Below are 13,558 nucleotides of genomic sequence, written 5' to 3'. Positions count from 1 at the left end.
ATGCAAAGTTAACGGTAATTAATCAATTACTATTATACGGGCAATAATGGCAGTGTACTTTCCCAAACCTTTTCAAGGCTTACAGATGAAATGCAGGGAAAGGGTTGATTCTCTTCAGTCTTAAAAATGCAACCCCAGTTACAATAGTAGCAGGGCATTTTTTCGTAAACGCAAACCGGCTTACAGTTAACATCATCCGGATACGGGGCAAACCGTTCAAAATGCCCGCCGCCCAGTATACAAACCGAAGGTGTTTGGGTAGCTACAGCTATATGGATAGCGCTGGTTTCATTAGCTATAAGTAAGGCCGAATTACTTATTAATTCAATCATCTGTGGCAGGGACGTTTTATTGATAAAGCTTTCAACAGTTCCGGCAGGTAGGTTTTGCAATAAATAATCGCCGGTTTGCACTTCGCCAGGCCCACCTATAAGATAAACAGGTTGCGAGGTGTGCTGCAGCAGCATCCTGATCAACTCCAGAAATTTCTCTTTTTCCCAACCTCGTTTAAATTCTCCTGCACCGGGCAAAATGGCAATACCCTTTTTAGAACTGCCAAACGTTGTAATAGACGGTGCATTAAGGGTAATATTTTTATTCAAAACAGTTTCAAAAAAAAACCTGTTACGATGAAACTCGAAATAAACAGACGGAGGCAACGGTAGCATTTGGGTATAAAAAGCATCCGTTTTATTTTTATGTCGCGCTTCTATACCTTCATAATCGCCCTGGTAACCAATTATATGTTTCGCAGCTGTTAATGCGGCAAACCCATCTGTTATAAAAATGCGGGTATAGGTGGGTTGCAGTGCTACTTCGTAATTGTTTAAAAACAAGCGAAGAGCAAGTTTAAATACCTTAAACGGCTCTTCATAAAGGTTTCTGGTAGTGGTAAAGTAGCAGGCGTTCAAAAACTCCTTATCATAGGTTAAAGCAATATCACGCCAGATAGGGTTCCCTAAAAGATCAATACGATAGTCTTTGTACTTTTCTGATCGCTTTGTTATTTCGATAAAGTTCCTGAAAAGGATATAATCGCCAATTGCATCAGTCTTTATAAGCAGGAGGCGTTTACGGGAGGGCCTTAAACGAGAAAGGAATCTGAATAACGTCGGTAATTTTAATAGTATAAATCGGGTTATCCTGAACAGATTACGATTTTTTATATCCATTGTATCGTCATCGGGGTTAGTTATAAGATTTGGGCATAGTTTTTTGCTGTTGAGGCATTACAAATTGTCATATTACCTAAACCTGGCCGGCTCTCTTCTTAAAAGCTTCCCTTTAAATCTTCTAAAAATAAAACGCAACCAAAGTTTAAAGCCATGATTTTCACGAATAAGATCTGCTTTATCTTTCTCAAAAACCAAATCGACAGCAGACGATGCCCCGGTATGATTAAACCTTGCAATAATAAGGTCAAAATATTTAAACTGTAAATTAGGGTCTTTCCAACAGCGCATATTTAACTCATGGTCTGCAGATATCCTGTACTTGGTGTTAAACCTGTATTTATCAAAAACCCATTTTGGATATATCATTGCCTGATGGCAAATAGTACTTTTAGCATGCATATACGCGGTTACCTCGCCCCGGTATTTTATGTCTTTTAACATCACATTGGCATAATATAATACAGATGGGTCTTTCAACTCATAAGCGAGTTTTGAAAAATCATCAAACAATACATCATCGGCACCTAAAAAATACACCCATTCGCCCGTAATGTAATCAAGTGCCTTATTCATGGCTTCATATATTCCGCCGTCTTTTTCGCTGCGCCATAATGCTATTTTATCATCGTTGGCCTTCAATATATCAACCGTGCCATCGGTGCTAAGCCCATCCATTATTACAATTTCAATATTTGGATAAGTTTGTGCATAAATACTATTGAGCGCATCTTGCAAGTAATGGGCAACATTTAGTGTTACAATTATTATAGAGAGTTTAGGCAACCCGCTCTCGGTTTTATTTAATGAGTGCTGCATTATTATGTTAATTGATATCAGGGAAAAAACTATATTCTTAAACGGCAGGAGTTATCATAACTCTTTTATTTTTGCGCCCCAAACTTGCTGATAAATGTAATTAAGCATATTGATCTTGCTTTTCTTACGTATTGCAAATATTGTTGATCGGTATTTAAACAAAAGTAAACTAAGCTTAAACGATACATAGGTATTAATACGTATTGTATATGCTTCATAAAAATCGTTTACTAAAGCCGGATATTTATTACCAGGGTATTCTGCACAGTACTTTAGCCATTGATGTATCCGCATTATTTTATTAACAGACGATTGCTTTTTAACTTGCTTTCTGCGTAAAACATCAGTATCGTTATTACTATGTTGCCTGTATTTAACCAGGCACTGCGGTATACATTTAACAGCACCTATATTAGTAGCCACATATGCCAACCACCAATCATGAAAATACCCTTCCTTAAAAGGTAATGCACTATTTAGCAATTCCTTCTTCATTAAAATGGTATGGCCAGATATACAATTGAAAAATAAAAAAACACCGGGATTATCACCACTATACAAGTTCATCAAATCTGACATTTTTTTGTTCATCGTTTCGCCATTCTCATTTATAAATTCCGAATCGTGATAAACCAAAACATTATTATCAATTTCATTTACCTGCAACTCTATTTTCCTTGCATCCCATATATCATCCTGATCACAGAGAGCTATCAAGCTGCCATTACATAATTTTAAGGCAGCTTCAAAATTTTTAACGTACCCCAAATTGTGCTCATTTTTATTAATGCGAATTTGAGGGTACTTTTTACAGTACTCCTCTAATATATTATATGTATTATCGGTAGAGCAATCGTCAACTACAACAATTTCAATATTGGTATAAGTTTGTGAAACCAATGTATCAAGTTGCGCCGGCAAATACTTTTCGCCATTATAGGTACATAATGCTATTGATACTAAATCTTTGCCTATCATACTTTTAAACGCGTTACGCTTTTACCTTTAACAGCATTACGTATTTTATTTATTACCTCAAAGATACTGGTATGACTGTTATTAGTTTTTAACAGGGTACTTACCTTTTTTTTGTAGACTTTTATTTCGTCCCTGTTTTTAATAAGATTTACATAGCTACCCCATAACCACCATTTACCTATTAGTAATTTTGGCAACATATCAATAAAAGTGATCTGCAAAAACCATCCTAATAAAGCTAAACCGTTAAGGTGAATGGCATGCATGTAAAAACGGTTACGATAATATATGGTTTTTACCCAGCGTGCCGTTTTATAATTTTTAGTACTTGCCGACATTTGATGCCTGCAAACAGCCTGGTGTTCGTAATAACATTTCCAGTTCAACTTCCACGCTCTTATACTTAACTCCATATCTTCGCAATAAAACGGCGAAAATATTTCGTAGAACCCACCAATGCTCTTTAACTTTTCGGCGTTTATTAATGCGTTAGCGCCTGATAGATAAAAAGTATACAGCCGGTCGTTGGGTTCTGTTGTGTAGTAAAAGTAATCGGTTTTTAGTTTAAGCCCGTTAAGCTTTGGTACACGCGCGGCATCTTGTATATGGTCGCCTTCCATATCTATAATGCGCCCCATCACACCAAATGTATCATCTGCCGAAAAGTATTTCCACTGATGTTCAAAGTAATCGGGGGTAAGTTTTACATCCGAATTTAGCAACAGTATCAATTCGCACCGGGCTTTATTTATGCCTTGATTGCAGGAGTAGGAGAAACCCTTATTTTGCGGGTTAACCAATAATTTAACCTGCGGATAAGCCGTTTTTAAAAACCCAACGGATTCATCAGTCGAAGCATCATCAACCACAATAATTTCATGATCTACCCCTGCGTTTTTAATAGCCGTTAAGGTATATGGCAAATACTCTTCTAATAGTTTACGGCCATTATAATTAGGTATAACTATAGAGATACTTTTTTTTTCGAACTGCAAAACGGCTTATTTAATAATTTTATAATTCTTGTACTCGCTAATACGCCAGCCGGTAAGGTCTTCTATCTTTTGCAGTGCCTTACGGCGCAAACTCATCTTCTTGTCCAGCTCCTTTAAGTCGATATCCAAGCTCCAGTTAGTGGCCGCCAGTCGCTTTTGCATTACTGCCGGGTGTGTGCCGGTAAAATGCACCAGCCTGTCTGGGTTTTTATGGCTATAATCAAACGTAAAAGTTTCGGGCAGGTTTTGCGCCATCCACTCATCATCATGATAAAACTGGTTAAAATTACGCAACTTATTTGTTAAGCCCGATGGTGGTTTTACCCAGCCATAATGATAAATATAGGCGTCAATCAGCTTCACCCGGATCTTTCGGTTATCGGCCCACCTAAACCCCTGCGCGTCGCGGTATGAGCGTATGTCTTTATTATTACGTATAATTCGTATCTCGCGCCGATACCACCTGCGCGAATGCCCATAATAATCATACGAGCCATAAAAATGCAGGTATTTAAACAATAGCCCCTCTATCTTATTATCAGAAAGGCTCGCTTCCATTTCCTTTTTTATTAAAGGCAGATATTTTTCATGCACCACCTCATCACCCTGTATGTAAAAGGCCCAGTCGGTATCGGGCGAAATAGCATCAAAAGCCTTGTCGGTTTCATCGGCAAAAACTTTACCGCCATTGCGTACGCTGGTGTCCCAAACAGTGTGTATGATCTTTATTTTTGGAGAGCCTATGCCATTTATCAGGCTTTCTGTTTCATCCTCGCTATCGCCCAGGGCCACAATAAACTCATCACATAACGGCAATATAGACGTAATAGCTTCTACAATAGGATAGTCGTTTTTTACAGCATTGCGTATGAATGTGAACCCGGAAACCTTCATTATAATATAGATATATGTTGGCTGCAAATATAATTATCTAAGCCCGCTCATTTTTATAATATTATGCCTGGGTTAATTTGTATTTTTGTAGCAACAAATAAATGCAGGCATTATACAATATGTTAAACCTAACAGTAACAATTTTATATTAATCGCGTCTATTAATGGCATCGTTTATGATTAGTTGTATTCGGAGTTTTTTACAATAACTTCCTTATTATAAACTTAATTGATAAAGCATACGTAATAAGTAATACCTTAAATTAATATATATGAAAAGATTCAACAAAATTCTATTCTTCACAGCTTTGGCTTGTGGACTTTATTTAACGGCATGCCAAAAAGAAGCGGCAAGCCCTTCATCGGCTAAAAAAACTTTGGTAAAAGGGGTTTCTGGTATTAAAAAGGATACCATTATCGTTACCCGTACAATCCAAAAGGATACTATTATAGTTACCCGCGCGGATGACTAAAAGAAAATATTGGTTAATGTAATTGGTATGTTGCCTTCATTGCAATACCTCGCTTGTTAAATTAACTATTGCATCTTTTAAAACCACTTCAATTATATGGAGTGGTTTTTTTGCATTAATACGGCATTGTAATTAAAAGCAACTATTTTTATTGCCTGATATAATGCTAAAAGCTTTTCAACATATAGACCCAAATAGCGCAGATTTTCGCTCGGTTGCGCGCGCTTTAACTGTTGTTGAAAATAACCTTGCCGGCGCTGCTCAACTTTTAAAAAGCCTTACCTTTAATACGCATACTCCCGTTACAGGTGTTACCGGCCCGCCGGGTGCAGGTAAAAGCACCCTGGTAAATGCCATTATAAGCAACCTGGTACAACAAGGTAAAAAAGTTGCGGTACTGGCTATTGACCCAACATCGCCATTTAACTTTGGGTCGTTACTGGGCGACAGGATCCGCATGGCTTCGCACTTTAACCATCCGGATGTATTTATTCGTTCGTTGGCTACAAGAGGCTCGTTAGGTGGCCTGTCTGCAAAAACCATTGAAATGACCGATGTGCTTAAAGCATCAGGTTTTGATCATATCATTGTAGAAACCGTTGGGGTGGGCCAATCAGAAGTGGAAATTGCCGGCCTTGCCGATCTTACCTTTGTAATGCTGGTACCCGAGGCTGGCGACGAGATCCAAAACATTAAATCGGGCTTAATGGAAATTGCCGATGCCTTTATTATAAACAAAGCCGACAGGGAAGGCGCTGACCTGTTTATCAATAACCTCAAAAAAATAATCAGGCAAAATAACGATAGCAAGCTGCCGATATTTAAAACAGTTGCATCAAAAAACGAGGGGATAGACGCCATTGCAAATTTCATTCTATCTAACCCGCAAATCCATAATAGCCGCCGCCAACTGTTACTTACCCAAAAGGTATATAATATAATACAGCAAAATAAAATGGCTGGTATCGACAAAAAAACACTTCAGCAGGATATTGCCAAAGCTACCCAGGCAGGTAACTTTAATATTTACAAGTTCTCGGAAGAGTATGTAAGATAAACCTAAGAGTCAGGAATCAAGAGCCAGGAAAAATCCGGAAGTTATACAAGGCTTCCCACGTCCTGATTCTTGAATCTAAAAATCTTGATCTCCTCTAAGCGTTCATTAATTCTTCAATATGCTCCGCCTCTATAGGTATGTTGGCCATCAGGTCGCGGTTGCCATCTTTGGTTATCAGAATATCGTTCTCTAAACGGATAGCAAGGCCCTCTTCGGGGATATAGATCCCTGGCTCGCAAGTTAAAATATTGCCAACTTCAAAAGGCTTGTAACGGCTGGCAATATCGTGCACATCTAAACCTAAATGGTGGGATGTTCCATGCATAAAGTACTTTTTGTATAAAGGCATCTTAGGGTCTTGCTTTTCAACTTCATGCTTTTTCAATAAGCCAAGGTCAATAAGCTCGCCGGTCATAATTCTACCTACTTCGTCATGGTAGTCGTTCCATATGGTACCGGCAACTAACATTTTGGTGGCGGCGCGCATAACACGCAGTACAGCGTCATATACATTGCGCTGGCGTTTGGTAAAGCGGCCATTCACCGGTATAGAGCGGCTCATGTCGGCATTATAGTTAGCATATTCGGCAGCCCAGTCAAATAGTATCACATCACCATCATTACAAACCTGGTTGTTATCGGTATAATGCAGAACAATGGCATTTTTGCCCGATGCAATAATTGGGCTGTAAGCATGGCCGGTTGCACGTTGCCTTAAAAACTCATGGGTTATTTCGGCTTCAATTTCATACTCGGTTACACCGGGTTGTACAAATTTTAGTACGCGTATGAAGGCATCGTTGGTTATGTCACAAGCTTTTTGGGTAAGTTCTATCTCAATATCCGATTTTACAACACGCAGATCGCGCAATATCGGCGCCGAACGTTCATAGTGGTGCAGGGGGTATTTTTGACGCAATGTTTCCAGGAACCTTAAGTCGCGATAGGGCACAGTATGCGTGTACCGGTCATTTTCGTTAGTATTGATATAAATATTATCAGCATAGTTTATAATGGTATGTAAAATACTATCGTACTCGTGCAGCCAATAAATATTATCTATACCCGATGCTTTACGCGCTTCTTCTTTTGTGTATTTATGTCCTTCCCAAATGGCGATGTGTTCGTTTGTTTGTCTTAAAAAAAGTACTTCTTTGTATTGCTGATTAGGACAATCGGGATATAAAACTAATATGCTTTGTTCCTGATCTATGCCTGTGAGATAGTAAAAATCGGGATTTTGCTTAAAAAGGAATGTCTGATCACCATTCCTCGGGAACTCATCATTTGAGTGAAATATAGCTACAGAGTTTGATTTTATTCGCGAAACGAAATTTTTTCTATTATTTGTAAATAACCGTTCGCTAACAGGAAGATATTTCATGAATTATTAAAATATTAATTTTTATAAAAACAAATTATTTCTACTGATTGTAGTAGATATTATGAATTTTGGAACAAGATTTGGTATTTGTTTCAAACATAATTACTAATTTTGAAAAAAATCACAATTAAATCGTTTAATCTTAAAACTATGAATTATTCTACATTAAAGAAATCAGTAGCATTATCTTGTGCTTCTTTGCTGGTTGCTGGAATGGTTAGTGCGCAGACAGACTCCACTACTACCACAACCACCACCACAACAGCAGACACAACCACGTCTGCAACAACCACTGCCAAGGTATTTGGCGGAAGGGGACAATACAAAACCTGGAGCATAGGTGTTAACGTTGGTGCAACTTCACCAAGCTTAGCAACCGGTGGCGGGTCTAACGATTATGCAAATCATAACGTTGAATTAGGTTATGGTATATCTATAAGAAACCAACTGGGTCACAACTTTGGTTTACAATTAGATGTACGCGGTGGTAAAGTATCTGGCGATAACAGCAGCATTGCTGGTAACCCTGCTGCTTACTCAACTAAATTTTATCAGGCTACTTTAAGTGGTGTTGTTAACGTTGCTACTATCGACTTTATCCGTCGTAAAAACTCTGTTAACTTCTTCATTAACGCTGGTGCTGGTTTGGCTATGTACAACCCAACTGGTGTTAATTCAGCTGGTGTTCCTTTTGATTTCAAAGACGGCGCTGCTGGCGGCGCTGCTGGAACAGGTAGCTACGTTAAAGAATTTGTAGTACCAATTGGTGCTGGTGTTAAATTCAGACTGAGCGATGTTGTTGCATTAAACTTTGGTTACACTCAAAACTTTATTGACGGTGGTAACTTTGACGGTTTAACAAAACCTGATAACAGAAAAGATCACTACTCTTACGGTTACGGTGGTTTAGAATTCACTTTGGGTTCAAAATCAAAACCAAGCTTAGAGTGGGTTAACCCAGTTGCTATGATGTATGACGAATTATACGATGCAGCTTTACGTCAGGAAGTTGAAGCCCTTAAAGGCCGTGTAACTAACGTTGAAAACGCAGTTACTGATCTTAAGAAAGATTCTGATGGTGACGGTGTATCTGATCAATTTGACAAATGCCCTAACACTCCTGCTGGTAGCGTTGTTGACGGTTCTGGTTGCGTTATTGTATTCCCTAAAGATACAACTGCAACTGCTGCTACTGCTGCTGCTTACTCAAACATCCAGTTTGAATTTGATAGCTCAGTATTAAGAACTTCTTCTTACCCAGTGTTAGATGCTACTTCAGCTGATCTACGTTCATCTGGTAAAACTGTTGAGATCGATGGTTACGCTTCATCTGAAGGTACTGCTGCTCACAACTTATCATTATCACGTGACCGTGCTAACTCTGTAAAAACTTACTTAGTTAACTCTGGTGTTGCTGCATCAAAATTAAAAGTTAAAGGTTACGGTGAAACTAACCCGATAGCTGATAACTCAACTGAAGAAGGACGTGTTGCAAACCGTCGTGTTTCTTTCAAACAAAGATAATATCTAAATAAAATATTATTTAAGAAGCCCCCCGAATAACTCGGGGGGCTTTCTTTTTTTTATTAAATTTGTATTATGTACTTTTTTAGAAAAAAAGACCCCAACAGGCCTACCAGCTTTAATCTTAAGGTAATGCATGTAATTAATGCTATTGCAATAAGCATGTTTTTGCTCGGCATTATTTGGAAGCTTATTCAATGGTTCATACTAAAAAAGTAGCCTTATTATAATAATCACATCACTCCATAAATGAAAACTATTATTAATACTAATAATGCCCCCGCCCCTATAGGCCCTTACAGCCAGGCTGTTGCTGCTAATGGTTTACTATTTGTTTCCGGACAAATACCATCAGATCCAAAAACAGGCGAAATCATCACCACTGGTATAACTGATGAGACAACCATGGTAATGGAAAATCTTAAAGCGATACTAACCGAAGCCGGTACCGGTTTTGATCAGATCATAAAGACCACCATATTTTTAACAGATATGCAAACCTTTGCACAGGTAAATGAAGTATATGGCTCTTACTTTACGGCCAATTTCCCTGCCCGCGAAACGGTACAGGTATCGGCACTACCCAAAGGTGTTAATGTAGAAATATCTGTAATTGCTTTAAAGTCCTGATCACATAAAATTGAATAATCAGCATTTTCAAACACCCATTGAATATTTAAAAGGTGTAGGCCTATCCCGCGCGGATGTGCTAAAAAAGGAATTGCAGATTTACAATTTTGAAGATCTGTTAAGGCATTTCCCTTATAAGTATATAGACCGTACCCGGTTCTATAAGGTTAAAGATATACAGCCGGATATGCCCTATGTGCAGGTGTTGGCACGCTTAACCAAAAAAGAAATTATTGGCGAAAAACGCACCAAACGCTTAGTTGCCCAGGCACACGATGATACTGGCACAATAGAGCTGGTATGGTTTCAGGGCATAAAATGGGTGGAGAAGATGCTTGTTCCCGGCAAGGTTTATGTGATATTTGGCAAGCCCGGTTTTTTCAATAACAAAGCCCAAATGGCGCATCCCGAAATGGAGCTGTATTTACCTGGTATGCAACAGCAAAAGGGTAACTTAATGCTTCAGCCGGCATATAACTCTACCGAAAAGCTAAAGCAGTTTACTTTAGATAGCAAAGGCCTGCAAAAACTTATAGCAGGTTTACTTGAACAAACCGCTAAAGAAATTCACGAGAACCTACCTGCGTATATTTTAAATCGCTTTAAACTGGTGGGGCGACAGGAAGCTTACCGTAACATTCATTTTCCCAATGATGCCAATCAGTTAAAGGAAGCCCAATACCGTTTAAAGTTTGAAGAGCTATTCTTCCTGCAGTTAAAGCTGTTAAAAACCAAATTGACACGCACCCAAAAATTCAAGGGTAATATATTTGAATCTGTTGGTACTTACTTTAATGAGTTTTATCATCATAAACTACCATTCACGTTAACCAATTCGCAGAAGCGGGTTTTAAAAGAAATAAGGATGGACACCCAACGTGGTGTGCAAATGAATCGCTTACTGCAAGGCGATGTAGGCAGCGGCAAAACGGTTGTAGCATTAATGAGCATGCTTATAGCTATTGATAATGGTTTCCAAACCTGCATTATGGCCCCTACCGAGATCCTGGCAAACCAGCACTATCAAACTATAAAAAGTTTGGTTGGCGAAGGCTTTATCGAGGTAGCCCTGTTAACAGGTTCGGTACCTAACAAAGCACGAAAGGTTATTCATGAGAAACTGGAAGACGGCACACTTAATATACTAATAGGTACCCACGCGCTTATTGAAGATAAAGTTCAATACAAAAACCTTGGCCTGGTGGTAATTGATGAGCAGCATAGGTTTGGTGTGGAGCAACGCGCCAAACTTTGGCGAAAAAATGTTGTGCCACCTCATATACTGGTGATGACAGCCACCCCTATCCCCCGCACCCTGGCTATGACCATGTATGGCGACCTTGATATTTCTGTAATTAATGAGCTGCCTGCAGGTCGTAAACCTATCCAAACCCTGCACTTTTATGAAGCCCAACGCCTGCGCATGTTTGGCTTTATGAAGCAGGAAATTGCCAAAGGCCGGCAGATATATGTGGTGTATCCTTTAATAAAGGAAAGTGAAAAGCTCGATTTAAAGAACCTGATGGACGGTGCCGAGATCATGTCGCGCGAGTTTCCGTTACCTGATTATCGTATCAGCATAGTGCACGGCAAATTAAAACCTGCCGAAAAAGATTTTGAAATGCAGCGTTTTGTAAAAGGCGAAACGCAGATAATGGTGGCTACTACTGTAATAGAGGTTGGGGTAAATATCCCCAATGCATCTGTAATGATCATTGAAAATGCCGAGCGCTTTGGCCTTTCGCAATTACACCAGTTACGTGGGCGCGTTGGCCGTGGTGCCGAGCAATCATACTGTATTTTGATGAGTAACGAAAAGCTTAGTCATGATGGCCGTATAAGGCTCAATACCATGGTAAAAACCAATAATGGCTTCGAGATAGCCGAAATTGATATGCAGCTGCGCGGCCCGGGCAATATAGAAGGCACACAACAAAGTGGCGTGCTCGACCTTAAGGTGGCCGACTTAACTACCGATCAGGAGATATTGCAGCAAGCCCGAAACTGCGTTATCGAAATATTTGAAAAAGACCCTCAACTGGTCGCGCCGGAAAACCAGATCCTTAACCTCGCCTTTCAGGCAAAAAATGCCGGTTTAAGCTGGGATAAAATATCTTAAAGGTATTGATGAAAATGCGCAGCAAATATTACATTTGCTTAAACGCTACTTATCATGAAAAATTTCCTTTTTATCCTTATCATCCTCTCAACCGGCGCAATTTGTTCAAAAGCACAAGATTCGGTACAGATCCGTAAGTTTTATGACGAGGCTTTGGTTAACGGCCAATGCTACGAGAACCTGCGTTATCTGTGTAAAAATATTGGTCAGCGCTTAAGCGGATCTGCTGGCGCGGCAAAATCTGTTGAGTGGAGCAAAAAACTAATGGAGGGCTATGGCTTCGATAGGGTTTACCTGCAGGAAGTAATGGTGCCACACTGGGTTAGGGGCGCTAAAGAACAAGCCTATATTATTGATGGGAAAAAGAAGATAGCCGTACCTATTGCTGCTTTGGGCATGTCTATAGGTACACCTGCTGCAGGTATAACAGCCAATATTGTAGAGGTAAGAAGTTTAAAAGAATTAGATGATTTGGGCGAGAGTGTTATCAAAGGAAAAATCGTTTTTTTCAACGGCCCGTTTGATCAGCGCTTTATTGAAACCGGCGCAGGTTATGGCGCAGCAGGCATACAGCGTTTTGCCGGCCCATCGGCAGCAGCAAAATACGGTGCTGTTGGGGCAATAGTACGTTCTATTACACCCGCGCTTGACGATTACCCGCACACTGGCGGCACTGTTTATGCAGATGGTGTAACAAAAATACCTGCCGCTGCTATATCAACCTTAGCCGCAAACAAGCTGAGCAATATGCTTAGGTTACGCAAGTTGCCGCTTATTAAATTCTATTTTAAACAAAGCTGCCAAACCCTGCCCGATGTAAAATCATACAACGTTATTGGCGAGATAAAGGGAAGCGAAAACCCTAATAAATTTATCACCGTTGGTGGCCACCTTGATTCATGGGACCTGGCCGAAGGCGCGCATGATGATGGTACAGGTGTAATGCAATCTGCCGAAGTTTTAAGGATCTTCAAAGCAACCGGTTATCGCCCTAAAAACTCAATAAGGGCGGTGTTTTTTATGAATGAAGAAAATGGCCACAAAGGCGGTATAAAATATGCCGAACTTGCCGCCGCTAATAAAGAAGAACATATTGCAGCCATTGAAACAGACGAAGGAGGTTTTACCCCGCGTGGCTTTAGCTTTCAGGGGGCATCGGCATCTTTCTTAAAAGATATTAACAAGAACTGGAAGGGCTTATTAGAGCCTTACGAAGCCGACAGACTGGTTGCCGGTGGCGGTGGTACAGATATTGGCCCTTTAAAGGAAACCATACCTTCTATCATGCTTATAGGTTTCAGGCCAGATTCGCAACGGTACTTTGATATCCATCACACACCAAATGATGTTTTTGAAAATGTTAACAAGCGTGAATTGGAGTTGGGTGCTGCAGCTATTACAGCATTAGTTTACCTGATAGATCAGCATGGTTTAAATTTTTAACAGTCCTGTGTCAATTACATTTTGAGGCCGCGTGCTACTATTGTAAATTGCGGCCTCACATTAATACACT

At 39.7% G+C, this 13,558-nt stretch carries 13 protein-coding genes; 7 read left to right on the top strand and 6 right to left on the bottom strand.

Going from position 1 to position 13,558, the window contains the following annotated elements; all coding sequences use genetic code 11:
* Nucleotides 1–32 precede the first annotated feature (32 nt).
* From NPE20_RS17085 to NPE20_RS17065, 5 genes are all read right to left on the bottom strand, one after another.
* Complete coding sequence (locus NPE20_RS17085) at nt 33–1,172, bottom strand: glycosyltransferase family 9 protein (RefSeq protein WP_256539900.1); 1,140 nt, start codon at nt 1,170–1,172, stop codon at nt 33–35.
* Nucleotides 1,173–1,244: 72 nt separating this feature from the next.
* A complete protein-coding gene (locus NPE20_RS17080; protein ID WP_256539899.1) occupies nt 1,245–1,991 on the bottom strand; it encodes a glycosyltransferase family 2 protein in 747 nt (248 codons plus the stop codon).
* A gap of 54 nt (nt 1,992–2,045) precedes the next feature.
* Entirely contained in the window at nt 2,046–2,969 is a 924-nt protein-coding gene (locus tag NPE20_RS17075) for a glycosyltransferase family 2 protein (protein WP_256539898.1), read from the bottom strand.
* Nucleotides 2,966–3,964, bottom strand: coding sequence for a glycosyltransferase family 2 protein (locus NPE20_RS17070; protein ID WP_256539897.1), 999 nt, complete (start codon nt 3,962–3,964; stop codon nt 2,966–2,968). Before NPE20_RS17070 ends, NPE20_RS17075 begins: the two co-directional genes overlap by 4 nt.
* 6 nt (nt 3,965–3,970) lie before the next feature.
* Nucleotides 3,971–4,858, bottom strand: a complete 888-nt coding sequence (locus NPE20_RS17065; RefSeq protein WP_256539896.1) for a glycosyltransferase family protein — start codon at nt 4,856–4,858, stop codon at nt 3,971–3,973.
* A 272-nt stretch (nt 4,859–5,130) separates the two neighbouring features.
* Here NPE20_RS17065 and NPE20_RS17060 point away from each other — a divergent pair, with 272 nt between their 5' ends.
* Complete coding sequence (locus tag NPE20_RS17060; protein ID WP_256539895.1) at nt 5,131–5,331, top strand: hypothetical protein; 201 nt, start codon at nt 5,131–5,133, stop codon at nt 5,329–5,331.
* A gap of 163 nt (nt 5,332–5,494) precedes the next feature.
* A complete protein-coding gene (gene meaB / locus NPE20_RS17055) occupies nt 5,495–6,388 on the top strand; it encodes a methylmalonyl Co-A mutase-associated GTPase MeaB (protein ID WP_256539894.1) in 894 nt (297 codons plus the stop codon).
* A gap of 94 nt (nt 6,389–6,482) precedes the next feature.
* Here meaB and NPE20_RS17050 read toward each other — a convergent pair whose 3' ends face one another.
* A complete protein-coding gene (locus NPE20_RS17050) occupies nt 6,483–7,772 on the bottom strand; it encodes an aminopeptidase P N-terminal domain-containing protein (protein WP_256539893.1) in 1,290 nt (429 codons plus the stop codon).
* Nucleotides 7,773–7,922: 150 nt separating this feature from the next.
* Here NPE20_RS17050 and NPE20_RS17045 point away from each other — a divergent pair, with 150 nt between their 5' ends.
* The 5 genes from NPE20_RS17045 (at nt 7,923) to NPE20_RS17030 (ending at nt 13,488) form a co-directional block, all read left to right on the top strand.
* Nucleotides 7,923–9,296: an OmpA family protein gene (locus NPE20_RS17045; protein WP_256539892.1), complete on the top strand. Its 1,374-nt coding sequence runs from the start codon at nt 7,923–7,925 to the stop codon at nt 9,294–9,296.
* A gap of 75 nt (nt 9,297–9,371) precedes the next feature.
* Complete coding sequence (locus tag NPE20_RS26985) at nt 9,372–9,515, top strand: DUF6728 family protein (RefSeq protein WP_354003261.1); 144 nt, start codon at nt 9,372–9,374, stop codon at nt 9,513–9,515.
* 30 nt (nt 9,516–9,545) lie between these two features.
* Entirely contained in the window at nt 9,546–9,926 is a 381-nt protein-coding gene (locus NPE20_RS17040) for a RidA family protein (RefSeq protein WP_256539891.1), read from the top strand.
* A 10-nt stretch (nt 9,927–9,936) separates the two neighbouring features.
* Entirely contained in the window at nt 9,937–12,045 is a 2,109-nt protein-coding gene (recG, locus tag NPE20_RS17035; RefSeq protein WP_256539890.1) for an ATP-dependent DNA helicase RecG, read from the top strand.
* A gap of 54 nt (nt 12,046–12,099) precedes the next feature.
* Nucleotides 12,100–13,488 (top strand): M20/M25/M40 family metallo-hydrolase, encoded by a 1,389-nt coding sequence (locus tag NPE20_RS17030; protein ID WP_256539889.1) that lies wholly within the window; start codon nt 12,100–12,102, stop codon nt 13,486–13,488.
* Nucleotides 13,489–13,558: the final 70 nt, after the last annotated feature.

Origin of the sequence: Mucilaginibacter aquariorum (assembly GCF_024498135.1) — a bacterium.
In the GTDB taxonomy this organism is placed as follows: Bacteria; Bacteroidota; Bacteroidia; order Sphingobacteriales; family Sphingobacteriaceae; genus Mucilaginibacter; species Mucilaginibacter aquariorum.
This window is presented reverse-complemented; position numbering and strand designations above follow the sequence as displayed.